The following is a 25592-nucleotide window of genomic DNA, read 5'->3' as shown; positions in this document are numbered from 1 at the left end:
TCCTATGTCCTTGCGTGTTCTCGCGTCCACCCTTGGCAGCCTGGTGCTGACCGCCTCCCTCGGTCTGGTGGCGGCTGCCCCAGCCCAGGCGGCGCCGCGCACCGATTGGGCGCCGAGCTCCTCGGCGACCATCACACCCGGCGTCCAGATGTACACCTCCGGAGGCCAGTGCACGGCCAACTTCGTCTTCACCGACGCCGTGGGCAGCACCTACGTCGGCTTCGCCGCGCACTGTGCCGGCACCGGCGCCGCGACCGACACCAACGGCTGCCTGGCCAGCAGCCTGCCGCTCGGCACCCCGGTCGAGTTCCGCACCGGCGGTTCGCTGCTGAGTTCGGGTGCCCGGGTCGGCGGCGGCACCCTGGCCTACTCCAGCTGGATGGCCATGAACCAGACCGGGGAGACCGACCCGAACGCATGTGCCTACAACGACTTCGCCCTGGTCAAGGTGGACAACGCCGACCTGGGCAAGGTCAACCCGACGATCCCGTTCTGGGGTGGACCCGTGGGGTTGAACACCACCGGCACCGCCGCCGGTGAGTCCGTCTACTCCTACGGCAACTCCAGCCTGCGGCTGGGGCTGACCCCGCTGTCGCCGAAGCAGGGCATCAGCCTCGGCACCAGCGGCGACGGCTGGAACCACTCGGTCTACACCTTCTCCCCGGGCGTCCCCGGAGACTCCGGCTCGGCCTTCCTGGACTCCTCGGGCCGGGCGTTGGGCACCCTCTCCACGCTGGCGCTCGCTCCGCTGGCCGGCTCCAACGGTGTCGGCGACCTGGCCCGCGAGCTCGGCTACGCCCAGCAGCACTCCGGCATCGGCGGACTGCAGCTGGTGCCCGGCACCGAAGCCTTCTCCGGCTGATCATCGATAGTGGGCGGGCGGGTCGACCGCCCGCCCACCGTCATGCTCACTCAGCCTCGGGAGACGAACCCGAGCCCGTTCGGCACCCGGCGCTGCTGCCCGTCGGAGGGGTCGTTGCGAACCCGCAGGCGTCCCGCCGGGGTGCGGGCCACCAAGGTGGAGGAACCGCCGCCGTCGAGGTTCAGCGCGTCGGTCGCGCCGAGGTCACGCAGCAGTTGCCCGAGTTCACGCATGGTGAGACCGCGGCTGTACTCGGAACGGCCGTCCACGACCAGCAGCATCACCGTGTCGCCGTTGACCCCGACGGCGGTCCGGGGGTGCAGTTCGGTGTCATTGAGCCCGGTCAGGGCCCCGTCGCTGACCAGGATCCGGTTGCTGCTGAGCACCACCTGCGGCTTCCCCGCGGGGCGGGCCCGGACGGTGACCCGGGTGCCCACCTTCAGGGCGGCCAGCTGCCGGGCGCCGCGTCCCTTGCCGATCAGCACCCGGCCGTGGATCCGCATCCGGTTGCTCAGGCGCTTGCGGTTGGCCACCACTCGGCCTCCGCGGATCACCACCTCGCGTCGGTTGGCCGACCCGCGGATCACCTTCGCCCCGGCGGTGCGGCCCCAGAGCGGGGTGTACAGGCCGATCCCGTGCCTGTCCACCACCGGGGAGTTGACGCTCGTGATGGTCAACTCCGGGAACTCCCGGATCCGGGTCACCACCGAGATGCTGCCGATGCGTGGTTTGCCGCCACGGCCGACCACGAAGGCGGCGTGCGGTCGCAGGTGCCCGTGTCGCAGGGTGCCGCGGTGCACTCCCAGGCCGAGCGGCGCGCCCAACTCGCCGATGTCGAAGAAGTCGCCGTTGACGCCGGCGATCGCGTTGTTGCGGGTCAGCAGCCGTCGCACCGGAGCGCGGTGGCGGACCTTGCCGGCTCCGACGTACCGCACTCCCAGGGTCGCCTCGGCCAGGTCGCCCACCAGCAGATGCGCGCGGAACCGGCCACGGGCGTCGGTGGTGTCCCAGCGGCGATAGCTGAGCCCCGGCGCGATCTCCTGGCTGAACTCGTTGCTGATCACCGGGACAACGCGCCCGTTCCCGGGCAGCACGGTGGTGCCGGGAAGCCCGTCGGAACTGTGTCGTGGGTACGCCGGATCCACGGCAGCCGAGGTCGGTGTCGAGGTCGGGTGGGCTGAAGCCGGGAGCGTCACCGGCAGCACCAGGAGCATCGACACGAGCCACGCGGCAGCAGGTCGCACGCCCTCGATGGTAGGTGTCGGTGCCACATGGCAGGGTGGCGCCATGCCGGTCAGCCATCGACTCCTCGCCGCGCCGGCGGCACCCCCCGGAGCCGTCCACCTCGATGAGGCCCAACGCCAGGTGGTGGCCCACCGGGCGGGTCCGCTGCTGGTGCTGGCCGGGCCGGGCACCGGCAAGACCACCACGCTCGTCGAAGCCATCGCGGCCCGCATCGATGACGGAGTGGCGCCGGACGCGATCCTGGCGCTGACCTTCTCCCGGAAGGCCGCCGAGCAGCTGCGGGATCGGGTCACCGCCCGGGTCGGGCGCACCGTGTCTGCGGCGATGAGTGCCACCTTCCACTCGTTCGCCTACGGGCTGATCCGCCACTACGCCCCTACCGACCTCTACGACGCCCCGCTGCGGCTGCTGTCGGCGCCGGAGCAGGACGTCGTACTCCGCGAACTGCTGGCAGACCACCCCGAGTCGGTGCATTGGCCGGCGTCGTTGGGCCGTGCCCTGGGCACCCGCGGGTTCGCCCACGAAGTGGGGTCGGTGCTCGCCCGGGCCCGGGAGAAGGGCCTGGACGGCGCGGCGCTGACCCGGCTCGGCGCCCAGCACGACCTGCCCGAGTTCGTCGCCGCAGGCGCCTTCCTCGACCAGTACCTGACCGTCTTGGACAGCCAGGGGGCCACCGACTACGCCGACCTGATCCGGCGGGCGGCGCTGGAGGCGGAGCACCATGTCGACGAGCTGCGCGCCCGGTTCAGCCACGTCTTCGTGGACGAGTACCAGGACACCGACCCAGGTCAGGTCGCCCTGCTGCGGGCGATCGCCGGCGATGGCCGGAACCTGACCGTGGTCGGCGACCCGCACCAGTCGATCTACGGGTTCCGAGGCGCCGAGGTGCGCGGAATCCTGGACTTCCCGACCGAGTTCCCGACCGCGGACGGCCGGCCGGCGCCGGTGGTCGCGTTGCGGACCACCCGTCGGTTCGGGCCCCGGCTGCTGCGCGCCTCACAACGGGTGGCGACCCGGCTGTCGCTGCCCGGCAGCATCCCGATCGAGGCCCGCAAGGCCTTCTCCGAACCCGAGGCCGAGGCGGCCGAGCCGGGTCGACTCGAGGTGTTCACCTTCGACACCGACCGGGCCGAGGCCGAACACCTGGCCGATCTGCTCCGCCGGGCCCACCTGAGCGACGGGATCGCCTGGGACCAGATGGCGGTGCTGGTGCGGTCCGGGCGGACCACCATCCCCGGGCTGCGCCGCTCCCTGACCGCCGCCGGGGTGCCGGTCGAGGTCGCCGCCGACGACCTGCCGCTGGTGCGCGACCCGGCCACTCAGCCGCTGTTGGAGGCACTTCGGGCAGTCGTGCACCTGGGGGCCGAGCAGGGCGAGGACGGCCCCGACCCGCACTCGCTGCTGATGGGGCCGCTGGGCGGCATGGACGCCGGTGAGGTGCGCCGACTCGCCCGCCAGCTGCGGAGCCGCGCGAAGGCTCGAGCATCCGAGACCGGCGAGCCGGTGCCCACCTCGGACGACCTGGTCCGCCAGGTCCTGGTCGATCCCGCCCGGCTGGACGGACTGGACGGGCCCGAAGCAGCGCGCGCCCACGCCTTCGTGACGCTGCTGGACCGCGCCCGAACCGCGTTCGAGGCGGGGGCGACCGCCGAGCAGTTGCTGTGGCTGCTCTGGGACGGCACCGACTGGCCGGCCCGGTTGCGCCGCTCGGTGGAGGCCGGCGGCGGCGCGGCCCGACGCGCGCACCGGGACCTGGACGCGATCTGTGCCCTCTTCGACGCGGCCGCCCGGGCCGAGACCCGCCGGGACCACACAGGCGTGGTCAACTTCCTGGCCACCCTGGTGGCCCAACAGATCCCGGGGGACAGCCTGGCCGAGCGCGGTGTGCGCGGCTCCAGCGTCCGGCTGCTCACCGCGCATCGGGCCAAGGGCCTGCAGTGGCGGCTGGTGGTGGTGGCGCACGTCCAGGCCGAAGGCTGGCCGGATCTGCGCCGACGCTCCACGCTGCTGCCCGGCGACCTGATCGGCACCGACGGCTTGCAGCCTCCGGTGACAGCGCGGGAGCTGCTGCTGGAGGAGCGCCGCCTCTTCTACGTCGCCTGCACCCGGGCCACCGAACGGCTGGTCGTCACCGCTGTCGCCTCGGCCGACGACGACGGCGAGCAGCCGTCCCGGTTCCTGGGCGAGCTGGGGGTGCAGCCCGAGCACCTGGTGGGGCGGCCCCGACGCCCGATGTCGATGGCGGGACTGGTCGCCGAGCTGCGTCGTACCGTCGCCGACCCCGACGTGGCCGAGGGCCTGCGGCTGGCCGCAGCCCGCCGGCTCGCCGCGCTGGCCCGGGAGCAGGTCGGCGGCCGGCCGCTGGTGCCGGCTGCGGACCCGTCCACCTGGTGGGGCACCCGAGCCGCGTCCCGAGCGGTCCAGCCCCTGCGAGACCCGGAGGCGCCGGTGCCCGTCTCGGCCACCATGGTGGACGCGATCACCACCTGCGCGGCCCGCTGGTTCTTCGAGCGTGAGGCCGGCGGCGCCTCAGCCACCCACCAGGCCGCCAACCTCGGCAACATCGTCCATGCGGTCGCCGAGCGAGTCGGCCGCGGCGAACTGGAGCCACGGCTCACCGAGGAGTTGCTGGCCGAGGTGGACCGGGTCTGGTCACGGATGAGCTTCCGGATCCCCTGGGCCCGGGAACGGGAACGGGAACGGGTGCAGGCGGCGATGCAGCGGTTCTTCGACTGGCACACGGCCAACCCCCGGGCCTTGGCCGAGGTGGAGAAGAGTTTCTCTGCCGTCGTCGAACTCGAGGACGGACGGTCGGTACGGCTCACCGGCAAGGCGGACCGGCTGGAGGTGGACAGCGACGGGCGGGTGGTGGTCGTCGACCTCAAGACCGGGCGGACCAAGGCGAGCAAGGTGGACCGACACGTCCAGCTGGCGTTCTATCAGTACGCGGTCGATGCGGGCGCCTTCGCCGACGCCCGCGCACCGAGCGGAGGAGCCGAACTGGTCCAGTTGGGTCTGATGGAGAGCCCCGGTGCCGCGCTGGTGCAGCGGCAGGAACCGCACGCCGACGCCCACCCGGTCCGCGCCGAGCTGCGGTCGTTGATGGCCGCGGCCACCGACGTGATCCGCGACGAACGCTTCCCGGCCACCCCCGGGGGCCACTGCACCAACTGCGGCTTCCACACCCTCTGCCCGACCACGACCACGGACTCGGTGGTCGAGGCATGATCGCGGTGCGGACGCCGGCGGACCTGCAGCGGGTGATGGGCACCCCGTTCGCGCCCAGTGCTCAGCAGTGGACGGCGATCTCCGCGCCCCTGGAGCCCGGGGTGGTGATCGCCGGCGCCGGGTCGGGCAAGACCACGCTGATGGCGGCCCGGGTGGTCTACCTGGTGGTCACCGGCCAGGTGCGCCCCGACCAGGTCCTCGGGCTCACCTTCACCACCAAGGCAGCGGCCGAACTGCGTACCCGGATCCTGGACGCGCTGACCGCCGCCGGGGTGCTGGCCACGCCGGACCCGACGGCGCCGCCTGCGGGCGAGGAGGCCGACATCCTCGAGCCGACGGTGGCGACGTACAACGCCTATGCGGCCGCCCTGCTGACCGATCACGGCCTCCGGATCGGCCACGAGCCCGATACCCGGGTGATCACCGACGCGGCCCGCTATCAACTCGGCGCCCGGGTCGTGCAACGCCACACCGGCGAGATCGCCGCCCTCAGCGACCACCCGCCGACGGTGATCCAGTGGCTGCTGCAACTCGATGCGGCGATGAGTGAGCATCTGGTGACGCCGGCGCAGGTGCTGGCCGAGGACGCGACGTGGCGGCGCGGATTCTCCGCGGCGATCGCTGAGGAACGGGCAGGCAAGGCCCGCAAGAGCTACATCGACGGAGCGGACACCCCCGGGAAGGCGATCACCGCGGGGGAGCGGCGTCAGGAACTGCTGGGACTGGTCGGCGAGTACCGCCACCTCAAGCAGACGCTGGGGCTGATGGACTTCTCCGACCAGATCGCCCTCGGCGCCCGGCTCGCCGACGAGCAGCCGGCTGTCGGTGCCGCCGAGCGGGACCGGTTCCGGGTGGTGCTGCTGGACGAGTACCAGGACACCTCGGTCGCGCAGGCGCTGATGCTGGCGCGGCTCTTCGGCGGCGGCCACCCGGTGACTGCGGTGGGCGACCCGAACCAGGCCATCTACGGGTGGCGGGGCGCCTCGGTGTCCAACATCGTGCACTTCCCCGAGGTGTTCCGACGCGCTGACGGCAGCCCGGCGACGATCCACCACCTGACCGTCAACCGCCGATCGCGGACCCGGATCCTCGACGTGGCCAACCATCTGGCCGGGCCGCTGCTGGAGAAGTACCCGGTGGCCCCCCTCGAGGCGGCCCCGGATGCGGCGCCGGGCGAGGTCGAGGTCCGGGTCTTCGAGTCGAGCGAGGAGGAGTTGGCGTGGCTGGTCGAGGCGGTCCGTGACGCCCATGACGGGCGCGGTGCCGACTGGTCCCAGATCGGCGTGCTGACGCGCGACAACAAGCGCGCCGAGGCGGTGTACGACGTGCTCACCGGCGCCGGTGTCCCGGTCGAGATCGTCGGGCTGGCCGGGCTGCTGCGGCTGCCGGAGGTGGCCCACGTGGTATCGGTGCTGCACCTGATGCAGGACGTCACCGCGAACGCCGCGTTGCTGACCCTGCTGACCGGACCACGCTGGGCGATCGGCCCCCGCGACCTCCGGCTGCTGGCGCAGCGCGCGAAGCGGCTGGCCGGCGGAGACGGCCCCGACGCCGACACGCTGACCGATCAACTGGAGCAGATCGCCGACGGCGTCGACGCGGTCGAGGTGCCGGCGCTGCTGGACGCTCTGGAGGACCCGGGTGCGGAGGCGTCGTACTCACCGGTGGCCCGGGAGCGTTTCGCCCTGCTCGCCGACGAGCTGCGGATGCTCCGCCGGCACGTCGGCGAACCGCTCCTCGACCTGGTGCGGCGGATTGTCGATGTGACCGGCGTGGACGTCGAGCTCGCCTCCGCGGTCGGCCCGGCGGCCGCGTCGCGACGCGACAACCTGGATCTGTTCGTGAAGGCGGTCGCCGACTTCCAGGCCATCGACGGGGACGTCAGCCTGGCGGCGCTGCTGGCCTACCTGACCGCCGAGGACGACTTCGCCGGCGGCCTCGACCTGGCCACCCCCAGCCAGGCGGACTCGGTGAAGCTGCTCACCGTGCATCGGTCCAAGGGGCTGGAGTGGGCGCATGTCTTCTGTGTCGGGGTGTGTGAGACGAAGTTCCCCAGCACTCGCGGCCGCGCCAACTGGACCAGCACCGCGCCGCCGCTGCCGTCGGCGTTGCGTGGCGACGCCGGCGACCAGCCGCAGCTGGACGGCTGCGACAAGCCCGCGCTGGTGGCCTACCGGGACCGGGTCCGCGCGCACGACCGCGAGGAGGAGTTGCGGCTGGCCTATGTGGCCTTCACCCGCGCCGCCGAGCGGCTGGCGGTCACCTCCTACCTGTGGGGCGAGGGCAGCCGGCCGTTGGGGCCGTCGGTGTTCCAGAAGCAGGTCGCCGAGGCGATGGCTCAGTGGAAGCAGCCACCCCAGCAGTGGCTTGACCAACCCCCGAAGGGGGCCACCAACCCCTTCCGCAACGCCGGCGCGCCGGCACTCTGGCCGCGCTCGGGGGTGGGGCGCGAGGCCGAGCTGCGTCGCCGTGCCGCCGCACTCGTGGCGCAGGTCCAGGCCGGTGAGGACACCGGCTTGGACATGCTCGAGGCGGCCCAGGTGGCCGACTGGGACACCGATCTGGAGCGGCTGCTGGGTGAGGCGCGCCGCTCCCGCCCGGACGTGGTCGAGGTGCCGCTGCCGCCGTCGCTGTCGGCGACCGCGCTGGCCCGGCTCCAGGACGACCCCGACGGGTTCGCCGCCGACCTGGCCCGGCCGATGCCGCGCCCTCCGTCCCCGGCCGCTCGATCGGGCAGCCGCTTCCACGCCTGGGTGGAGGGGCGCGTCGGGCAGCAGTCGCTGATCGACGCCGACGAGCTGTGGGGTCGCGGCGATGCTGATGTGGACGACTCCGAGCTCGCCGAGCTCGCCGCCTCCTTCGAACGCAGCGAGTTCGCCGACCGGGTCCCGCATGCGGTGGAGGCCCCGTTCGCGCTGGTGCTGGGTCCGCAGGTGGTGCGCGGCCGCATCGACGCGGTCTACGCCGACGGGGACGGGTGGCTGCTGGTGGACTGGAAGACCGGCCGCGGTGAGCAGGCCGACCCACTGCAGTTGGCGGTCTACCGGGTCGCCTGGGCCGAGCTGACCGGCGTACCGGTGGAACGGGTACGGGCGGCGTTCTTCCACGTCAGGTCGGGCCGCTTCGAGGAGCCGGTCGGGCTGCCGGTGCGCGAGGACCTCGAAGCACTGCTGCCATGAGCGCTCCTGCCCTGATCGCTCCTACGTGGGGCGCTGCGGGGTGGGGCGGTCACCACGCCTGCGCGACCAGGTCCGCGAAGAGCGCCTCACCGTCGACCGGGAGACCGCGGCGGGTGAACCAGTCGCTCATCACCAGGCAGTCGCGCCTCAGGTAGTCGAATCCCTGCGGGTTACCGGCCAGGTCGACGACCTGAGGCATGTCGATCAGCACCAGCCTCTCGCCGGCGGCCAGCACGTTGTACGGCGAGAGGTCGCCGTGCGCCACGCCATCGCGGACCAGGGTGATGAGCGCGTCGCGTACCTGCTCGAGGTACGACGCCAGCAGTGCCGGTGCGGGCCGCACCTGAATGAGTCGGGGTGCAGTCTCCTCCTCGGCGGTGATCCACTCCATCAGGATCTCGGTGCCGTCGATCTGGACCGGGTAGGGGACCGGCACGCCGAGCTGCCAGCAGCGGACCAGAGCGTTCCACTCCGAGACCGCCCACTCGCCGGCCGCCACCTGCCGTCCGAAGGTGCTCTTGCGTTTGATCGCCCGCTGATCCCGGGAGCGCCGCATGCTGCGGCCCTCCGTGTAGGCCGCGGATCGGTGGAAGGAGCGGTGCTCGGGGGAGCGGTAGCGCTTCGCCGCCATCACCACCGACTCCTCCGGTCGGCGGGGATCGGCCCGCTGCAGCAGCGACACGTCGGCCTCCTTGCCCGTCTTGAGGATGCCGAGCTCGGTGTCGATCGCGCCGCTGCCGGTCACCACCCATCCGGGGCGAGGCTCGGGACCACGGCACAGCGGTTCCACGTCCAGCCAGGTCGACCAGCGCTGGCCGTCGGCCAGATCGTCGTACGGGACGAAGGTGAAGGGGTCAGGGGCGCCGGAGTGCTGCGGCGCGGGGTTGTGCTCGGGGGTCATGGCGGGTGCTCCGGGTCGAGAGGGGTCGGTCTGAGGACAGGCCGAGGACAGTGATCGTCATGTCACGCTCCTCTCGTCGGGCACCGGCGGCACCGGTGGCTCGGTCCCATGGTGCGTGGCAGCGGGCCGCGGCCGCAACCGGGTTTCCGATGCGTCGGTGGGGCTGTGGATGGGGGTAGTTTTGGCCCCGATGACGACGAACGATCGCGCTGGTCCCGGCCATGTCGCCGGTGACTGGATCGCGCACGACCGGCTGGGGCTGCGCCGTACCGACCAGGAGTGGGCCGACCAGCAGTGGCAGCGCCCCGACACCCGAGTGCTGGTGCTGGCCAAGGCACGACTGCGGATCGTCGCCGGTCAGGTCGAGTGGGTGCCGGTGAGGCAGGCGCCCGACGGCGTCCGGGTGCTGCTCGGCGAGGTGGACGGCATCGCCCACTTCGCGGTGCTGGTGGACCGGGTGCTCGGCGACGACTGGGTGACCCTACGAGGGGCCTGGGAGTTCGTCGGTGAGCAGCCGACCCTCCCGCTGGTGTGGCAGGCGGTGGGGATGGCGGAGTGGCATCGGGCGACCCGGTTCTGCGCCCGGTGCGGGACGGGCCTGGTGCCGACGGCCGCCGGTCACGTGCTCACCTGTCCCGGCTGCGCGCGTCAGCACTTCCCGCGCACTGACCCGGCGGTGATCATGCTGGTGTCCCACGGGCCGTCCGGCAGCGACGAGGAGGCCTGCCTGCTGGGTCGTGCGGTGGGCTGGCCGGAGCGGCGGTACTCGACGTTGGCGGGATTCGTGGAGCCCGGTGAACGGTTGGCCGACGCTGTCCGCCGCGAGGTCGCCGAGGAGACCGGTGTCCGGGTCGGCGAGGTGACGGCGTACGGCGACCAGCCCTGGCCGCTGCCGGGCAGCCTGATGCTGGGCTTCCACGCCCGCACGGCCGACGACACCCCGCCTTCGGGGCTGCCGGCGTCGGGGTTGCCGGCGTCGGGGTTGCCTGCGTCGGGGTTGCCTGCGCTCGCCCCCAACCCCGACGAACTGGAGGAGGCTCGCTGGTTCACCCGCGCCGAACTGGAGCACTCCCTCAACACCGGCGACGTGATCCTCCCCGGCACCGTCTCGATCTCTCGCTCTCTCATCGAGTCCTGGCGCCACCCCTGACGAAGTTTCACCTCTCGGCAGCCGAAGTGTCAGATATCGGCAGCCCAGGTTGCTTGTTTCGGCGGATAAGGCCCAACTCGGCGCGGATAAGGCCCAACTCGGCGGGGATAAGGCCCAAGTCGGCGGGGATAAGGCCCAACTCGGCGGGGTGTCGGGGCGGGCGTCTACTGTGGCGCCGAGACGAGCAGAAGGCCGAGACGAGCAGAAGGCCGAGACGAGCAGAAGGCCGAGACGAGCAGAAGGCCGCGGCGAGCAGGAGGAGGAGGAGGAGCCCGTGATGGATGCCGAGAGGCTCCTGGCCTCCTTGGACCCCGAGCAGCGCAGGGTGGCTGAGGCACTGCGCGGGCCGGTGCGAGTGTTGGCTGGAGCGGGCACCGGCAAGACCCGGGCGATCACCCACCGGATCGCACACGGGGTCGCGACCGGCGTGTACGAGCCTTCCGAGGTGCTGGCCGTCACCTTCACCACGCGGGCGGCCGGCGAGATGCGCGAGCGACTGCGGACCCTCGGTGCTCCCGGTGTTCAGGCGCGGACCTTCCACTCCGCTGCGTTGCGGCAACTGCGCTACTTCTGGCCCCGCGTGCACGGGCGGGAGCTGCCCGAGCTGACCGAGTCGAAGATCCGGCTGCTGGCACTGGCGGCCAGCCGACAGCGACTCAAGGCGGATCAGTCGCTGTTGCGCGACCTGGCCAGCGAGGTTGAGTGGGCCAAGGTCAGCAACGTGCGTCCCGAGGACTACGCCCGCACCGCGGCGGCGCGTGGTCGGGACGTCGCCGAGGTCGATCACGAGACGGTGGCCCGGGTCTTTCACGGCTACGAGGACGCCAAGCGCAGCGCCGGGCAGATGGACATGGAGGATGTGCTGTTGCTCTGTGCTGGTCTGCTCGCCACCGACGAGGCTGCGGCCGCGCAGGTCCGGCGGCAGTACAAGTGGTTCGTCGTCGACGAGTTCCAGGACGCCTCGCCGCTGCAGTCGGCGCTGCTCGACCTGTGGCTGGGCGGTCGAGACGAGATCTGCGTGGTCGGTGACCCGGCCCAGACCATCTACTCCTTCGCCGGAGCCGACGCGTCGTACCTGCGCGACTTCGCCACGAAGCACCCGGGCGCCACCTCGATCGAACTGGTCCGCAACTACCGCTCCACCCCGCAGGTGATTGCGGTCGCCAACGCCTTGCTCGCCAACACCCCGAGTCAGGGCGTGGAGTTGCAGGCGCAGGCCGAGCCCGCGGCTGCGGTGCGGTGGGTCGAGTTCCCCGACGAGGTCGCCGAGGCCGAGGGGGTGGCCGCCCGGATCGACGAACTGCGACGCGCCGGAGTCGCGCTCGGCGAGATCGCCGTACTCTTCCGGATCAACGCGCGTTCCGAGGCATTCGAGGAGGCACTCGCTGCCCGCGGCATCGGGTACGTCGTCCGCGGCGCGGCCCGGTTCTTCGAGCGGGCCGAGGTCAAACAGGCAGTGAGCCTGTTGCGGGGAGCGGCGCACGCCGACCCCTCGGCGCGGGACGTGGCTGCGGTGCTCTCCCAGATGAACTGGCGCGCCGAGCCCCCCGAGGGCCGCGGCCAGGTCCGGGACCGCTGGGAGAGCCTCAAGGCGCTGGTGGACTCCGCCGGCGACTACTTCGCTGCGGAGGGGGCGACGCTGGCCGGCTTCGTGGCCGAGCTCGACCGGCGGTCCGCCGAGCAGCACGCGCCGGTCGCGGACGGGGTCACCCTCGGCACGCTGCACGCAGCCAAGGGCCTGGAGTGGGATGCGGTCTTCGTCACCGGCGTCACCGAGGGCACTCTGCCGTTCGTGTACGCCGAGACCCCCGCTGAGATCGAGGAGGAACGACGGCTGCTCTATGTGGGGGTGACCCGAGCCCGGCGACACCTGGAACTCTCCTGGGCGCTGGCCCGCAACCCCGGTGGTCGCCAATCCCGCAAGCCGTCGAGGTTCCTCGACATGGTCCGTCCGCAGGCCGGCGATGCGGCGCCGGGCCGCCGGAAGGCCAAGGCCCGGGGGAAGGCCGCCCGCTGCCGCAACTGCGGCCGCCCGCTGGAGAACGCCGCCGAGCGCAAGACCAAACGCTGCGGCAACTGCCCGATCAACTACAACCTCGACCTCTTCGAGGCGCTTCGGAGTTGGCGCAAGGAGCGCGCCACCGCCGAGGGCAACCCGGCCTACGTGGTCTTCACCGACGCCACGCTGGAGATGATCGCGGAGAGGTTGCCGGCCACCCACGGGGAACTCCTCAAGATCTCCGGCGTGGGACAGAGCAAGCTCGACAAGTACGGCGACGAGGTGCTGGCGCTGGTCGGCGAGACCTGGGGAGCAGGCTGACCGGCCCGCTCAGGTCACAATTTCGTAAGCACCGAAAAAATAGATTGCTCATGACAGAAATTCTGTCGTAGGGTGAACCACATCGCGTCTCACCCGGGCCGCGACCAGACCGCGCACAAGGTCCCGCCAAGACCTGCGTCCGACACCTGAGAAGGAGGTGGCACCAGATGGAGATCAACACCGCAACGTGGAACGCCCTGCCGAACGGCACCGGCGCCCTCGCGGTCGCGCACTCGATGAAGCTCACCTCCGTGGTGACGGGTGCTGCCGACCGCATGGTGCGCGACCGCGGCACCGGCATCTTTGCCGGCCACGTCCCGGGGACCACTGTCTGGAGTCCGCCGATCACTTGACCTTTGTTGATCGTCAGCCTCCAGGCCGCGGAATCCGGAACCACCGGAACCGCGGCCTTCTTGTTTGTTTCGCCCACGAAGCACACCAACCAAGAGTGAGGAAAATCAGATGACGATCAGCGCGACACTGCCGCTCGGGGCGGCAGACGCGACTCTGGTCCAGTTGCATGAGGCGGGAACCCAGATCGACCCGGACAACCTGCCGTGTCGGGTCAACGATCCGGAACTGTGGTTCGCCGAGGCCCCCAGCGATGTGGAGGAGGCCAAGGCGCTGTGCCAGCAGTGCCCGGTCCGTGCCCTCTGCCTGGCGGGCGCCCTCGCCCGACAGGAGCCGTGGGGCGTGTGGGGTGGCGAACTGTTCCTCCGCGGAACGGTGATCCCACGCAAGCGCCCCCGCGGCCGGCCTCGCAAGACCGAGACAGCCGCCTGACCAGAACCCCAGCCGTAGCGGACAGACCCTGTCCGCCTCCAGTGACACCGTGTCCAGTGAGCGGCAAAGACCTTGAAGTGAGAATCGTGATGAAGAGGAAAGCCATGAACCTACAGTCCGAAGCCCTGTCCCGCGCGCAGCATGACGCGCGCCTGGGAGAGGCGCAACAGCAGCGTGCCGAGCAGCACTTGGCGCACCAGCTCCGCGTGGCCCGCGAGGCCGAGCGGAGAGTCCACCAGGCGCGACTGGCGATCGCGCGCAGCCTGATCTGATCAGATCACGGCGGTCTCCGTAGCCCAGCAGCATCCGCAGCGGGGATCACGTAGCCACTCATCCTGGGCGGGGCCATCGGCCCCGCCCAGGGTCATGGTGGCCGACCACAGCTGCGGGCGATGCCCATCCAGGAACCGGACCACGTCGTGGGCGGCGAGTGCCGTCGCGGTGGTCCAGGCGGTCGCCTCGACCGGCTCGGGGATCGCGCCCCCGGGACACGCGGCGTACTGCTCCACCAGCAGCGGGATACGGGGATCATCCCCGGACCGCTGGTGGTCCACACAGCGCAGGCAGGCGGTCAGGTCCGGCACGCAGAACGGGCCGGCGATCACCCGTCCCTCCACCGCGCGGACCGGCAGGTAGGGGACCGAGTCGCGCAGCCACCGGTCGGTCCAGGCCCGTGGCATCTCCGCCTGCCGGACCAGGAGCACCACATCGGGACGCGGTCCCGGAGGATCGACGACGTCGGTCTGTTGGGCTGGTACGCCGCTCTGCCGCAGCAAGGTGCGGATCGGGTTGGTGAGCCGGTGTGGTCCGACCACCAGCACCCGGGACTGCTCCCGCGCCCGAATCACCTCGGGTGCGCGGTCGCCGTGCGCGGCGATCACCGCCGCCCGCGAGCGGGCGACCTCGGGATCGACGAGCTGGGTGAGCCGCAGCGTCGTCGGATCCACGGTCAGCCCGTGAGCGCTGAGGCGCCCCAAGATCTCAGCGGGCCAACCGGCGGGTTCGTCGGGGTCGCCGGTGAAGACCGGACCGCGCAGACCGACCTGCACGGTGCCACCGCCTCGTCGTATCGCCCGGATGCCGGGACGCAGCGCCAGGTCGACGGGTGGGGACGGGGTTGTCGGCTGATCGGGCATGCCGACACTGTGACAGCATCCAGCGTCCGATGACGCCGCTCATCCACAGGCCCGCCGGGGGCGGGCGCTGCGGAGGATCAGGCCTTGCCGAGGATCCGGTTCAGGTTGGTGTTGCAGACGGGGCAGACGCCCTTGGCCATCTTGGTGCCCTTGTCGTTCACGCGAATCTCGCCGGTGGCTTCGCGCTTCTCCTTGCACTTCACGCAGTAGAACTCGCCACTCCAGGTTTCGGCCATGACGGCCTCCTTGCTCTCGGGGTTCTCCGCCTGAGGCTAGACCACGCGGACGGCCAGCGGCCGGATTTGGCGGCCTGCCGTCCCTCGGAGTGTCTGGTGTTCTCGGAGCTCTGGGTCGGGCCCGGCGAACGCCTAGGGTGGTGGCATGACCCATCTTCGACTCGAGCGCCCATCCGCGGGCGTGGCCAGGATCGTCCTGGACAACCCTGACCAGCGCAACGCCATGTCGGAGGAGATGACCCGGGGCTGGGTGGCCGCTGTGGACGAACTCGCCGGGGACCCGTCGGTCCGGGTGGTGCTGGTGACCGGTGCCGGGCCGGCCTTCTGTGCCGGCGGTGACCTGTCCTGGCTGGCCGGCCACGGCGCCCACACGGCGCTGACGCTGCGCGACCGGATGAGTGCGTTCTATCGCTCCTGGCTCTCGATCCGGCGCCTGGAGGTGCCCACCATCGCCGCGATCAACGGCCATGCCATCGGCGCCGGCCTGGCGATCGCGCTCGCCTGCGACCTTCGCTATGCGGCGCCGGGAGCCCGGATGGGGGTGCCGTTCACCCGGCTCGGGATCCACCCGGGGATGGCAACCACTTGGCTGCTCCCGGATGTGGTCGGCCGCGCCCGGGCGCGGGACCTGCTGCTGACCGGCCGGCTGGTGGACTCGGCCGAGGCGTGCGAGATGGGACTGGTCTCCCGGGTCATCGAGGGGGACTTCGAGGCCCAGACGTTGGCCGCCGCCGAGCAGGTGGCCGGCAATGCGCCGATCGCGACCCGGTTGACCAAGGTCGCGCTGGCCGGCAGCGGACATCGCGACATCGAGGCGTGCCTGCAGTGGGAGGCGTTGGCCCAGCCGGTGACGATGACCACCGCAGACCTGCAGGAGGGGATCGCGGCGGCCCAACAGAAGCGTGCCCCCGAGTTCACCGGACGCTGAGGCGGGCCAGACGATGCAGAAGAGGCCCCCTGCCGGCGACACTTGCCTTCCCCTTGCGAGTGTCGGACGGCTGGGGGCCTCAACTGCCGATCACCGTAGGAGCCGCCGTCGCCGGTGGTCAACAGTTCCCGCCGAACTCGTTGTCCACGCCTGTGGACAAACCTGTGGAGGACCTGTGCAGAGTGGCCCGGCTACGGTGGAGGAGCAGGGGAGAACGGTGTGGACGACACGCCCGACAACTTCCGACTCGCGGGCGCTGACCTGCAGAAACGCTCATCCACGGGGTGTGCGCTCAGGAAAGTTGACGGTGAGGAGGTGTCGATGACCCCGGTCGCGGCGCTACGGCGGATCGCCTTCCTGCTCGAGCGCGCCCGCGCCGACACCTACAAGGTCCGCGCCTACCGCAACGCCGCGGCCGCGGTGCTGGAGGTGACCGAGGACGAGCTGCGTGAGTTGGCCGACCGCAGCCAACTCACCTCGCTGCCTGGAGTCGGCGCCAGCACGGCGACCGTGATCACCGAGGCGTTGGCCGGCGAGGTGCCGGAGCGGCTGCGCCGCGCCGAGGAGGAGTACGGCGGCCCTGTCACCACCGGCGGCGAGGAGCTCCGGGCGGCCCTGCGTGGCGACCTGCACTCACACTCGGACTGGTCCGACGGCGGGTCCGGCCTCGAGGAGATGGCCTTCACCGCCGTCGAGCTGGAGCATGAGTACTTGGTGCTCACCGACCATTCGCCGCGCCTGAAGGTGGCCCGGGGGCTCAGCGCAGCTCGGCTGGCCCGGCAACTGGAGGTGGTGCAGGCGGTGGACGCCCAGTTGCCGGGCTTCCGGCTGCTCAAGGGCATCGAGGTCGACATCCTGCTCGACGGGGGTCTGGACCAGACCGAGGAGATGCTGGGACGGCTGGACGTGAGGGTCGCCAGCGTGCACTCGGAGTTGCGGATGGACGCCGACCGGATGACCCGCCGGATGCTGACCGCGATCGCCAACCCGTTCACCAACGTGCTCGGGCACTGCACCGGCCGACTGGTGACCGGCAGCCGTGGCACCCGGCCGCCGTCGCAGTTCGACGCCGACGCGGTCTTCGAGGCCTGCGCGGAGCACCAGGTGGCGGTGGAGATCAATGCCCGCCCGGAGCGCCGCGACCCGCCGACGAAGCTGCTGGAGCGGGCCCGCGACCACGGCTGCCTCTTCGCGATCGACAGCGACGCGCATGCACCCGGCCAACTGGACCTGCTGGGGCACGGATGTGCGCGCGCGGAGGCGGCCGGCATCGACTCGGATCGGATCGTGAACACCTGGCCGGTGGAACGGCTGCTCAGTTGGGCCGGACGCCGCCTCTGACCCGCGCCCCTCGGTGGGTTGCGCGGACCGGCTGGGGACTCAGGTGGCCGGTGGCTCCACGTCGGCCGCATGCGACCAGCCGATCAGGAACCCCTTGGCCCGCTCGGCCTTCGGGTAGCGATCCACCCAGGCCCAGAACTCGTCGTTGTGGTGCGGCTCGATCAGGTGGACCAGTTCGTGCATCAGGACGTAGTCGATCACCCAGGTCGGCATCCCCTGGACCCGGGATGAGATCCGGATCGCCCGGTCGCTGGGGGAGCACGACCCCCATCTGCTCTTCTGGTTGTCCACCCACCGCACCGACTCGGGCACCGCCAGACCGCCGAGGTACTCGTCGTTGAGGTGCTTGGCGCGGGAGTGCAGTTCGGCGTCGGTGGGATGGGTACGACGCTCGGAGCGTTCCAGCCGCTCGATCATCTTCTGCACCCAGGCGGCCTCGTCCCGGCGGGACATCGACGCCGGGATCATCACCACCACCGTGTCGCCGTCCCGGTACGCCGACACGGTGCGCCGCCGCCGCTTGGAGCGGCGTACCTCGACGTTCGGCACGCTGGTCACACCCGCAAACCTAGCGGCGCGGAGAACCGGAATCGGGGAGCCGGGCCCTGGTGAGCCGGGCTCCAGTGAGTCGGGCTCTCGCGAGCTCGACGAGGTCGACGATGTCCGGGTCGTCGGTGGGCAGTTCGTCGACGGGCCACCAACGCACGTCCACCGACTCCGCCGACACCGTCGGCGACCCGGCCGAGTCCTCGGCCACGGCGAGGAACCGGACGTCGAGGTGGGTGGTGGTGGGTCCCTCGGGATGGCAGAACGGCACCGGGTGGGCCGACAGTTGCACCGGATCGGAGTCGAGACGCAGGGTGGGCAGCCCGGACTCCTCGACCGCCTCCCGCAGTGCCGCGGCGGCCAGCGTCGCGTCGTCGTCCTCGCAGTGGCCGCCGAACTGGAACCAGGACCGGGCCTTGGCGTGCAGGGTGAGCAGGGCTCGCTCACCGTCCGCGGAGAGGACCAGTGTCGAGGCGGTCAGGTGGTCGGGCCGGCACTGCCGCCACACCGCGTCGTGGTGGTCGGCCAGGGTGGCCAGGTAGCGCTGCTGCAGCGCCGCCTGGGCCGCGTCGGGGGCACGCCACCGGGCGAGCACCGCGGTGGCGTCGGCGTGCAGCGTCACTGGTCGGTGTCGGGCCCGTCGAGCAGTTCCCGCAGGCCCGCCTCGAAGGCGTCCTCGTCGAGTTCGGCCGGCGCAGAGGCGCCCTCGCGGAAGCCGAGCGGGTCGTCCAGGTCCGCCGCGGTGGGCAGCAGATGCGGGTGTAGCCACACCCCGTCGCGGGCCTCGCTGCCCTGGCGGGCGCGCAGCGATCCCCACAGGGTGGCCGCGTCGCGCAGCCGTCGGGGGCGCAGTTCGAGGCCGACCAGCGCGGCGAACGTCTCCTCGGCCGGTCCGCCGGCCGCACGGCGACGGCGTACCGCCTCGGCGAGCTTGCTGGCCGCCGGCATCCGGTCCGCGGTGGCCTGGCTGACCACTTCGTCGACCCAGCCCTCGATGAGCGCCAGGGTCACCTCGATCCGCTGCAGCGCCGCCTCCTGGGCGGGACTGCGGGCGAGGTCGAAGAGTCCGCCTTCGAGGGCGTCCTGGAGGGATTGCGGGTTCGACAGGTCCATCTGGGTCAGTTGCGCCTCGATGCCGGACGTGTCGATGTTGATGCCGCCGGCGTAGTCGGTGATGGCGGTGAGCAGGTGCTCGCGGAGCCAGCCGACGTTGTGGAAGAGCCGCTGATGGGCAGCCTCGCGCAGCGCCAGGTAGAGGCGGACGTCGTCGGCGCTCACGTCGAGACCGTCGGCGAAGGTGGCCAGGTTGGCAGGCAACAGCGCCGCCTGGCCCTGGGGGCCGAGGGGGAGCCCGACGTCGGAGGCGCTGAGCACCTCGCCGGCCAGCGCGCCCAGGCCGGTGCCGACCTGGGTGCCGACCATCATCGAGATGCCCTGCCGCATCATCCCGATCAACGGTCCGGCCATCGTCTGCGCTTCCTCGGGCACTGCCGACCCCATCGCATCGATGGCGCTGGCGGCGATCGGCTCGACCAGCCCCTGCCACACGTCGACGGTGTTCACCACCCACTCGGCGCGGCTCCAGGCCGCGGTCGAGGTCACCCCGGTGCTGAAGTCGGTGACCTCGTCGAGCCAGTGGTCGGCCAGCCCGAGGGCGTCGGCGACGGAGTCCTTCTCCCGCTGACTGGGGGAGGGGTCGGGCTGCTGGGCGACCGCGCGCCGGGCCGTGTCGGTGACGAACTCCCAGTTCACCGGCCCGTCGTGGGGCTTCATCATCGCCTGGAGTTGGCCGAAGATCGCGCTCAGGTCGAACCCGCCCGCGCCGGCCGCGCCGCCGAGCCCGGAGAAGAGTTGCTCGAACGGCGTGCCCTTGAACGGGTTGTTCCGATCGTCGGGGTCGCCGGGGAAGTCGCTCATGGCTTCCACGTTACCCGGGCGAGGGTACGTCGGTACGCTGGCACCATGAGCGATGCGGTGCGGCTGGCTGCCATCTCCGAGGAGTCTCTGGACGTGGACGCCGTGATGGCGGCCTGTGACGACGACAGCTCCGGTGGACTGGTGGTCTTCGTGGGGCGGGTTCGTGACCATGACGGCGGCAAAGGGGTCACCGAGTTGACCTACACCGCGCACCCGACCGCCCTGGATCGGCTCCGCGAGGTCTGCGAACGGGTCGCCGCCGAGCACGACGTCGCCGCGGTCGCTGCTGTGCACCGGGTCGGCAAGCTGAAGATCGGTGACGCTGCCGTGGTGGTGGCCACCGCCACCTCCCACCGCGGCGAGGCCTTCGCGGCCAGCAAGGCCCTGATCGACTCCCTCAAGGCCGAGGTGCCGATCTGGAAGGACCAGCTCTTCAGCGACGGGCAGCGTGAGTGGGTCGGCGCGCCGTGACCGCGGCAGTGGCTGCGGCTCGTACGCTCTGAGCCATGGAGGTGTTGTGGTGGCTGGCGCCCTCGGCCGCGGTCGCGCTGGGCGCGATGGCCTGGGTGACCTGGGTGGGTCGCGATGCCCATGACGAGGTGGACCGGGAGCAGCAGGTCGCCAAGCTGGGTCGGGCGCTGGCCAAGCCGCATCCGGCCGCCCGGCGTACCCCCACACCGCGACGGCCTGCGGAGCGCAGCACCGGGGTCGCGGTGCGCCAACCGCGCGACGACACCCGGCGCAGCGCCTGAGTGCCCGGCTCGTGGGCTGCCCGTGGCCGCGTTGGTGAGGTCTGAGAAGGTGGTGGCATGAGTCCCCGCCTCGTTGCGGGACTGCTCGCCGCACCCCTGCTGTTGGCGCTGTGGGGAGCGGCGATCTTCGTCCCGCTCCCGTATGTCACCTACACCCCGGGCATCACCGTGGACGTCCTCGGGGACGGCTCGGTGATCCAGGTCGACGGCGCCGAGGCGTACCCCCACGACGGGGGACTGCTGATGACGACGGTCTACGTCACCCAGCCGGACGGCAAGATCAACCTGCTGGACGCGGTGGGTGCCTGGCTGGACCGGTCCACCGCGATCGTGCCCCGCGACGTCATCTATGGCCCGACCGAGACCAGGGACTCCAACAGGCGCCAGTCCCAGGTGATGATGGTGTCCAGTCAGGACTCTGCGGTCGCGGCGGCGATGCGGGCGTTGGGCCACGACTTCGAATCCTCGGTCGAGGTGCTCAACGTGGACCCGGACATGCCCGCGCACGGCCGATTGCAGGTGCGCGACGAGTTGGTGCGGGTGGCCGGCAAGTCGATCAGCACCCCCCAGGACGTGGTGGACGCGGTCGTCGGCGCCGCCCAGGTCGGTACGCCGATCCCGTTCGAGGTCCGTCGTCGCGGCGAACTGCTCACCGTCGATGTGACTCCGAAGCAGGTGCAGGACGAGAGCGGCGAGCCGGTCCTGCGGGTGGGCATCGTGCCGGGCTCGGGCTTCAGTTTCCCCTTCGACGTGCGAGTGAACATCGATGAGGCGATCGGCGGCTCCAGTGCGGGGATGATGTTCGCGCTGGCGATCTACGAGACCCTCACCGAGGACTCCCTGACCGGCGGCGACCTGATCGCGGGCAGCGGCACCATCGACGCCGAGGGCAACGTCGGCCCGATCGGCGGCGTGCAGCAGAAGATCGTGGCCGCCGAACGGGACGGCGCCGGACTGTTCTTGGTCTCGGCCGAGAACTGCGACGAGGCGGTCGGGGCCCCCCGGGACGAGATCCGGCTGGCGATGGTGCGCACGTTCTCCGATGCGGTGGCGGCGGTCCGTGACTGGACGGCCGACCCGGATGCCGACCTGCCCGGGTGTGAGGCCGCATGACGGCCGCCGGCGAGGACCCGCTCCGGGTGGAGGGTGTCGACCCCGCCCTGGCTGCGGCGGTGCTGGAGATCGAACAGCACGCGGCCGCCGAGGGCTGGGACCAGCCGGCGCGCCTGTTCGCGCTGGTGGACACCGCGGAGCTGGTGGCCAGGGAGCCGGCGCTGGCCCGGTCGATGGGCCTTGATGACAGTTCGGCCGCTGGGTCGTTCACCCCGATCGAGCAGGACTCCGTGGGCACCGACCAGGTGCTCGAACAGGTTCTGGAGACCATCGTCTGGCCGGCCCAGGTGGCGGGCTGTGCGGTGGTGGTCGAGCGGTTGGTGCTCCCCCCGGAGGCGGAGGCCCAGTTGCCCGAGGACGCCGACGCGGCGCAGGCGATGGCCCGCGAGCATCCGCTGCGTCAGGAGGTGCGGATCGTGGCCGGTGCCACCCGCGCCGGCGCAGCGTACTGTGCCTTGAGACTCAAAGCCCATGATGAGGACACGTCGGTGGTGGCAGGCGCCGACATGGTCCCCCGATTGACCGACCTGCTGCGCAGTACCTTGGAAGAGGAGACCGACCAGTGACTGACTTCTTCAGCAACCCACCTCGGAACCCGGGCCCGCCCCGGGGCCCCGGCGGTGTCGGGATGAGACCCGGACCCCCCCGGGGGAGGTCGCGTGCGCTGCTGGTGACGGGTGTGATCCTGGTCGTCCTGTTCATGTCGACCTCCGGCCTGGCGCAGTTGCTCACCGAGCGGCTCTGGTACCTCTCCCTGGGCTACGGCAGCGTCTTCACCACGCTGATCTGGACCCGGATCGCGCTGTTCCTGGTCTTCGGCTCGCTGATGGCACTCGCAGTGGGCCTGAACATCTGGCTCGCCTACCGGCTGCGACCGCTCTTCCGGCCGGCCTCTCCGGAGCAGACCAACCTGGACCGGTACCGCGAGGCGGTGACCCCGATCCGCACCTGGCTGCTGATCGGCGTGGCGCTGCTGGTGGGTGTCTTCGCGGGTGGTTCGGCCTCCGGCAACTGGCGGTCGTGGCTGCTGTGGCGCAACGGCACAGAGTTCGGGGCGACCGACGAGTACTTCGGGCGTGACCTCGGCTTCTACATGATGGACCTGCCGTGGCTGCACTACATGGTCGACTTCGCGATGGCGATCGCTGTGGTGTCGCTGATCGCCGCCGGCGTCGTGCACTACCTGTACGGCGGCATCCAGCTGCAGAGTCGCACGAACCGGTTCACCGGGGGAGCGGCGGTGCAGATCTCGGTGTTGGCCGGTCTGTTCATGGCGTTCAAGGCGGTCGACTACTGGCTGGATCGCTTCGACCTGATGGTGGACCCGTCGGGCATCCACACTGGGATGACGTACACCTCGCACAATGCGGTGCTGCCGGCCAAGAACATCCTGATCGCGATCGCGGCGATCTGTGCGCTGCTGTTCTTCATCAACGTGTGGCGCCGGTCCTGGCAGCTGCCGTCGGTGGGCGTGGCGCTGCTGGTGATCTCGGCGATCCTGCTCGGGATGGTGTGGCCGGCGACGGTCCAGCAGTTCCGGGTCAAGCCGACCGAGGCGGACCGCGAGGAGCCCTACATCGCGGCCAACATTGACGGCACCAGGAAGGCGTTCTCGCTGGAGGATTCGGTGGTCGAGTCGTACGGCGGCACGCCGACGCTGCCGCCGCGGAACATGGCCCAGGCGGTGATCGACGCGCCGGGCATCCGGCTGGTCGACCCGCTGGTGGTGCGGCAGACGTTCGAGCAGCGTCAGCAGGTGCGGGGCTACTACACGATCGCGCAGGTGCTGGACGTGGACCAGTACACGATCAACGGTGAGGAGCGTGACGTCGTCCTGGCGGTGCGCGAACTCAACCAGGCGGGCATCGCCTCCGGGTCGCAGAACTGGGCCAACCTGCACACCGTCTACACGCACGGCTACGGCGTCGTAGCGGCCTACGGCAACCAGCGCCCGGCGGACAACGACGCGGTGCTGACCGGCCAGGAGCCGGCGTGGGCCGAGATCGACCTGCCGCCGCGCGGTCAGTTGACCGACCTGTTCGAGGGTGGCTATGAGCCGCGGATCTACTTCGGCGAGTTCTCCCCGACGTACTCCATCGTCGGCAAGCGCAGCGAGGACGCCCGCGACATCGAGTTGGACCTGCCCGGTGACGGTGCTGCCGCAGGCGAGGACGAGGCCGGCAGTGGTGACCGGACGAACACCTATGACGGCGCCGACGGTGTCGAGGTGGGCTCGCTGTGGCGCAAGCTGCTCTATGCGGTGAAGTTCTCCGAGGTCAACATCGTGCTGTCGGAGCGGGTGCACGAGGGGTCGAAGATCCTCTACGACCGCGACCCGGCCCGTCGGGTCGAGAAGGTGGCCCCGTGGCTGACCGTCGACAGTGACCCCTATCCGGCCGTGATCGACGGGCGGGTGCTGTGGCTGCTCGACGGCTACACGATGAGCGACATGTATCCGATGAGCCAGCGTGGGTCGTTCGACGAGATGACCGACGACGCGCTGACCGTGGACAACCCGTTCCAGACATTGCCGACCGATGACATCAACTACATCCGCAACGCGGTGAAGGCCGTGGTGGATGCGTACGACGGCACTGTCGAGCTGTACGCCTGGGACGAGGAAGACCCGATGCTGCAGGCCTGGATGAAGGCGTTCCCGGACACGGTGCAGCCGAAGTCGGAGATCCCCGACGCGGTGATGAACCACCTGCGCTACCCCGAGGACATGTTCAAGGTGCAGCGCTACCTGCTGGGTGCCTACCACGTGACCAACGCGAAGGACTTCTACGAGGCCAACGACCGTTGGGTGGTGCCGGCTGACCCGAACAACCCGGCCAGCCTGCAGCCGCCGTACCGGTTGTCGGTGCCGAGTGTGGACAACTCCGACATGTTCTCGCTGACCAGCGTCTACACGCCGGTGAACCGTGAGAACCTGGCCGCGTTCATCTCGGTGGACGCCGACGCCGCTGCGGACACCTACGGCACGTTGCGGATCAAGCGGCTGCCGTCGCAGACGCAGATCCCGGGCCCGGGCCAGATCGCCAACCAGATCCAGTCCGACCAGGCGGTCACCAACGCGTTGCTGCCGTATGCGCGGTCGACGCAGACGCAGGTGGTGAACGGCAACCTGCTGACGCTGCCGATCGGTGGCGGTCTGCTGTACGTGCAACCGCTGTACTCGCTGCGTACCACCGGTGAGGGCAACTTCCCGGTGCTGCGATTCGTGGCGGTGTCGTTCGGTGACGAAGTCGGGATCGGCCGGACCCTGGGTGAGGCGATCTACGACGTGCTGAACCTGTCCGGCACCCCGTCGGACACTCCTGGTGACCTGCCGCCGGTGCCGGAGGACCCCGAGCTCGAGCCGGAGCCGGGCGATCCTGAGGTGGACCCGGAGCCGGCCCCGCCGCCGCCGACCGGCGATGCCACGGTGCAGTCGCTGCTGCAGCAGGCGGACACCAAGTTCGCCGAGGCGGATGCGGCCCTGCAGCGCGGCGATCTGGCCGGCTACGCCCGGGCGATCGAGGAGGCCCGGGCGCTGGTCGACCAGGCGATCGCGCTGGCCATCGCGGACTGAGATCAACGGAGGCCCCGGGCGTGGTTGTCAGACCACTCCCGGGGCCTCTGGTCTGTCCGGTGGGTTGGGGCTCTGAACGCGGTCCCGATTTGGTGATGCTGCACCTCGTCGCGTAACGTTGCGTTCACCGACGCGGGGTGGAGCAGCTCGGTAGCTCGCTGGGCTCATAACCCAGAGGTCGCAGGTTCAAATCCTGCCCCCGCTACAAAGTGTTTGTGCAGGTCAGAGGCGGTCTCCGGAGGAATCCGGAGGCCGCCTCTGGCGTTGATGTCCGCACGCTGTCTGCGGACGCCGCGCGGACATCGAGCCCATGTGAGCCTCCGCGCGCACGATGGCGAAGCCTGGCGGACGTCCGCGGAACCTGGGTTCGGTGACCTCGTG

Annotated in this window: 22 protein-coding genes and 1 tRNA gene; 16 read left to right on the top strand and 7 right to left on the bottom strand. The window is 71.0% G+C overall.

From position 1 onward, the window contains the following. The first annotated feature begins 4 nt into the window (after positions 1 to 4). Positions 5 to 862 (top strand): hypothetical protein, encoded by an 858-nt coding sequence (locus JKG67_RS08285; protein WP_203336815.1) that lies wholly within the window; start codon positions 5 to 7, stop codon positions 860 to 862. Positions 863 to 912: 50 nt separating this feature from the next. On the opposite strand, the gene JKG67_RS08280 is transcribed toward JKG67_RS08285, so the two are convergent. Continuing rightward, a complete protein-coding gene (locus JKG67_RS08280; RefSeq protein ID WP_203336814.1) occupies positions 913 to 2106 on the bottom strand; it encodes a phosphodiester glycosidase family protein in 1194 nt (397 codons plus the stop codon). Positions 2107 to 2149: 43 nt separating this feature from the next. Here JKG67_RS08280 and JKG67_RS08275 point away from each other — a divergent pair, with 43 nt between their 5' ends. Continuing rightward, complete coding sequence (locus tag JKG67_RS08275) at positions 2150 to 5335, top strand: ATP-dependent helicase (protein ID WP_203336813.1); 3186 nt, start codon at positions 2150 to 2152, stop codon at positions 5333 to 5335. After that, positions 5332 to 8514: an ATP-dependent helicase gene (locus tag JKG67_RS08270; RefSeq protein WP_203336812.1), complete on the top strand. Its 3183-nt coding sequence runs from the start codon at positions 5332 to 5334 to the stop codon at positions 8512 to 8514. The genes JKG67_RS08275 and JKG67_RS08270 overlap by 4 nt, the downstream gene beginning before the upstream one ends. A gap of 49 nt (positions 8515 to 8563) precedes the next feature. Here JKG67_RS08270 and JKG67_RS08265 read toward each other — a convergent pair whose 3' ends face one another. After that, positions 8564 to 9415 carry a serine protein kinase RIO gene (locus JKG67_RS08265; protein ID WP_203336811.1) on the bottom strand — a complete coding sequence of 284 codons (852 nt, stop codon included), beginning with the start codon at positions 9413 to 9415 and terminating at the stop codon, positions 8564 to 8566. A 190-nt stretch (positions 9416 to 9605) separates the two neighbouring features. Between JKG67_RS08265 and nudC the strand changes: the two genes are divergently transcribed. The 5 genes from nudC (at position 9606) to JKG67_RS08240 (ending at position 13940) form a co-directional block, all read left to right on the top strand. Next, the gene (gene nudC / locus JKG67_RS08260) at positions 9606 to 10565 is read left to right on the top strand and encodes an NAD(+) diphosphatase (RefSeq protein ID WP_203336810.1); all 960 of its coding nucleotides are present in this window, start codon (positions 9606 to 9608) and stop codon (positions 10563 to 10565) included. 277 nt (positions 10566 to 10842) lie between these two features. Continuing rightward, complete coding sequence (locus JKG67_RS08255; RefSeq protein ID WP_203336809.1) at positions 10843 to 12885, top strand: ATP-dependent DNA helicase UvrD2; 2043 nt, start codon at positions 10843 to 10845, stop codon at positions 12883 to 12885. Between the two features lie 167 nt (positions 12886 to 13052). Beyond that, entirely contained in the window at positions 13053 to 13238 is a 186-nt protein-coding gene (locus JKG67_RS08250; protein WP_203336808.1) for a hypothetical protein, read from the top strand. 109 nt (positions 13239 to 13347) lie between these two features. Then, positions 13348 to 13668, top strand: a complete 321-nt coding sequence (locus tag JKG67_RS08245) for a WhiB family transcriptional regulator (RefSeq protein ID WP_203336807.1) — start codon at positions 13348 to 13350, stop codon at positions 13666 to 13668. A 104-nt stretch (positions 13669 to 13772) separates the two neighbouring features. Beyond that, the gene (locus JKG67_RS08240) at positions 13773 to 13940 is read left to right on the top strand and encodes a hypothetical protein (RefSeq protein ID WP_238998147.1); all 168 of its coding nucleotides are present in this window, start codon (positions 13773 to 13775) and stop codon (positions 13938 to 13940) included. Here the strand turns inward: JKG67_RS08240 and JKG67_RS08235 are convergent, their stop codons facing one another. Beyond that, complete coding sequence (locus JKG67_RS08235; protein ID WP_203336806.1) at positions 13941 to 14804, bottom strand: hypothetical protein; 864 nt, start codon at positions 14802 to 14804, stop codon at positions 13941 to 13943. A 77-nt stretch (positions 14805 to 14881) separates the two neighbouring features. After that, positions 14882 to 15040, bottom strand: a complete 159-nt coding sequence (locus JKG67_RS08230) for a DUF5679 domain-containing protein (RefSeq protein ID WP_203336805.1) — start codon at positions 15038 to 15040, stop codon at positions 14882 to 14884. A 145-nt stretch (positions 15041 to 15185) separates the two neighbouring features. Here JKG67_RS08230 and JKG67_RS08225 point away from each other — a divergent pair, with 145 nt between their 5' ends. Then, complete coding sequence (locus JKG67_RS08225) at positions 15186 to 15968, top strand: enoyl-CoA hydratase/isomerase family protein (protein ID WP_203336804.1); 783 nt, start codon at positions 15186 to 15188, stop codon at positions 15966 to 15968. Between the two features lie 321 nt (positions 15969 to 16289). Then, a complete protein-coding gene (locus tag JKG67_RS08220) occupies positions 16290 to 17309 on the top strand; it encodes a PHP domain-containing protein (RefSeq protein ID WP_203336803.1) in 1020 nt (339 codons plus the stop codon). 39 nt (positions 17310 to 17348) lie between these two features. On the opposite strand, the gene JKG67_RS08215 is transcribed toward JKG67_RS08220, so the two are convergent. From JKG67_RS08215 to JKG67_RS08205, 3 genes are read right to left on the bottom strand one after another with little or no spacing between them, the layout of a single operon-like run. After that, positions 17349 to 17867 carry a M48 metallopeptidase family protein gene (locus JKG67_RS08215; RefSeq protein ID WP_307816477.1) on the bottom strand — a complete coding sequence of 173 codons (519 nt, stop codon included), beginning with the start codon at positions 17865 to 17867 and terminating at the stop codon, positions 17349 to 17351. A 10-nt stretch (positions 17868 to 17877) separates the two neighbouring features. Further along, complete coding sequence (locus tag JKG67_RS08210; RefSeq protein WP_203336802.1) at positions 17878 to 18477, bottom strand: NUDIX domain-containing protein; 600 nt, start codon at positions 18475 to 18477, stop codon at positions 17878 to 17880. Then, positions 18474 to 19772 carry a zinc-dependent metalloprotease gene (locus tag JKG67_RS08205; RefSeq protein ID WP_203336801.1) on the bottom strand — a complete coding sequence of 433 codons (1299 nt, stop codon included), beginning with the start codon at positions 19770 to 19772 and terminating at the stop codon, positions 18474 to 18476. The genes JKG67_RS08210 and JKG67_RS08205 overlap by 4 nt, the downstream gene beginning before the upstream one ends. A 45-nt stretch (positions 19773 to 19817) precedes the next feature. Here JKG67_RS08205 and JKG67_RS08200 point away from each other — a divergent pair, with 45 nt between their 5' ends. The 6 genes from JKG67_RS08200 to JKG67_RS08175 all read left to right on the top strand — a co-directional run bounded on the left by JKG67_RS08200 (position 19818) and on the right by JKG67_RS08175 (position 25416). Then, positions 19818 to 20243: a molybdenum cofactor biosynthesis protein MoaE gene (locus JKG67_RS08200; protein WP_203336800.1), complete on the top strand. Its 426-nt coding sequence runs from the start codon at positions 19818 to 19820 to the stop codon at positions 20241 to 20243. A gap of 35 nt (positions 20244 to 20278) precedes the next feature. Continuing rightward, positions 20279 to 20524, top strand: a complete 246-nt coding sequence (locus tag JKG67_RS08195) for a hypothetical protein (RefSeq protein WP_203336799.1) — start codon at positions 20279 to 20281, stop codon at positions 20522 to 20524. Between the two features lie 57 nt (positions 20525 to 20581). Continuing rightward, a complete protein-coding gene (locus JKG67_RS08190; protein WP_203336798.1) occupies positions 20582 to 21637 on the top strand; it encodes a YlbL family protein in 1056 nt (351 codons plus the stop codon). Continuing rightward, positions 21634 to 22203 carry a PPA1309 family protein gene (locus tag JKG67_RS08185; RefSeq protein ID WP_203336797.1) on the top strand — a complete coding sequence of 190 codons (570 nt, stop codon included), beginning with the start codon at positions 21634 to 21636 and terminating at the stop codon, positions 22201 to 22203. The genes JKG67_RS08190 and JKG67_RS08185 overlap by 4 nt, the downstream gene beginning before the upstream one ends. Positions 22204 to 22265: 62 nt before the next feature. Then, the gene (locus tag JKG67_RS08180) at positions 22266 to 25211 is read left to right on the top strand and encodes a UPF0182 family membrane protein (RefSeq protein ID WP_203336796.1); all 2946 of its coding nucleotides are present in this window, start codon (positions 22266 to 22268) and stop codon (positions 25209 to 25211) included. A 131-nt stretch (positions 25212 to 25342) separates the two neighbouring features. Further along, positions 25343 to 25416 (top strand) — tRNA-Met (locus JKG67_RS08175). Positions 25417 to 25592: the final 176 nt, after the last annotated feature.

It is taken from the genome of Nocardioides limicola, from assembly GCF_016827675.1.
In the GTDB taxonomy this organism is placed as follows: domain Bacteria; phylum Actinomycetota; class Actinomycetes; order Propionibacteriales; family Nocardioidaceae; genus Nocardioides; species Nocardioides limicola.
The sequence above is the reverse complement of the archived record's forward strand: the minus strand, read 5'-3'. Positions and strand labels throughout refer to the sequence as shown.

Bases quoted from the DNA above. Each gene is read 5' to 3' on its own strand.
- JKG67_RS08285 (WP_203336815.1), top strand. From the start codon at position 5: ATGTCCTTGCGTGTTCTCGCGTCCACCCTTGGCAGCCTGGTGCTGACC.
- JKG67_RS08275 (WP_203336813.1), top strand. From the start codon at position 2,150: ATGCCGGTCAGCCATCGACTCCTCGCCGCGCCGGCGGCACCCCCCGGA.
- JKG67_RS08270 (WP_203336812.1), top strand. From the start codon at position 5,332: ATGATCGCGGTGCGGACGCCGGCGGACCTGCAGCGGGTGATGGGCACC.
- JKG67_RS08265 (WP_203336811.1), bottom strand. From the start codon at position 9,415: ATGACCCCCGAGCACAACCCCGCGCCGCAGCACTCCGGCGCCCCTGAC.
- nudC (WP_203336810.1), top strand. From the start codon at position 9,606: ATGACGACGAACGATCGCGCTGGTCCCGGCCATGTCGCCGGTGACTGG.
- JKG67_RS08255 (WP_203336809.1), top strand. From the start codon at position 10,843: ATGGATGCCGAGAGGCTCCTGGCCTCCTTGGACCCCGAGCAGCGCAGG.
- JKG67_RS08250 (WP_203336808.1), top strand. From the start codon at position 13,053: ATGGAGATCAACACCGCAACGTGGAACGCCCTGCCGAACGGCACCGGC.
- JKG67_RS08245 (WP_203336807.1), top strand. From the start codon at position 13,348: ATGACGATCAGCGCGACACTGCCGCTCGGGGCGGCAGACGCGACTCTG.
- JKG67_RS08240 (WP_238998147.1), top strand. From the start codon at position 13,773: ATGAACCTACAGTCCGAAGCCCTGTCCCGCGCGCAGCATGACGCGCGC.
- JKG67_RS08235 (WP_203336806.1), bottom strand. From the start codon at position 14,804: ATGCCCGATCAGCCGACAACCCCGTCCCCACCCGTCGACCTGGCGCTG.
- JKG67_RS08230 (WP_203336805.1), bottom strand. From the start codon at position 15,040: ATGGCCGAAACCTGGAGTGGCGAGTTCTACTGCGTGAAGTGCAAGGAG.
- JKG67_RS08225 (WP_203336804.1), top strand. From the start codon at position 15,186: ATGACCCATCTTCGACTCGAGCGCCCATCCGCGGGCGTGGCCAGGATC.
- JKG67_RS08220 (WP_203336803.1), top strand. From the start codon at position 16,290: ATGACCCCGGTCGCGGCGCTACGGCGGATCGCCTTCCTGCTCGAGCGC.
- JKG67_RS08205 (WP_203336801.1), bottom strand. From the start codon at position 19,772: ATGAGCGACTTCCCCGGCGACCCCGACGATCGGAACAACCCGTTCAAG.
- JKG67_RS08200 (WP_203336800.1), top strand. From the start codon at position 19,818: ATGAGCGATGCGGTGCGGCTGGCTGCCATCTCCGAGGAGTCTCTGGAC.
- JKG67_RS08195 (WP_203336799.1), top strand. From the start codon at position 20,279: ATGGAGGTGTTGTGGTGGCTGGCGCCCTCGGCCGCGGTCGCGCTGGGC.
- JKG67_RS08190 (WP_203336798.1), top strand. From the start codon at position 20,582: ATGAGTCCCCGCCTCGTTGCGGGACTGCTCGCCGCACCCCTGCTGTTG.
- JKG67_RS08185 (WP_203336797.1), top strand. From the start codon at position 21,634: ATGACGGCCGCCGGCGAGGACCCGCTCCGGGTGGAGGGTGTCGACCCC.
- JKG67_RS08180 (WP_203336796.1), top strand. From the start codon at position 22,266: ATGAGACCCGGACCCCCCCGGGGGAGGTCGCGTGCGCTGCTGGTGACG.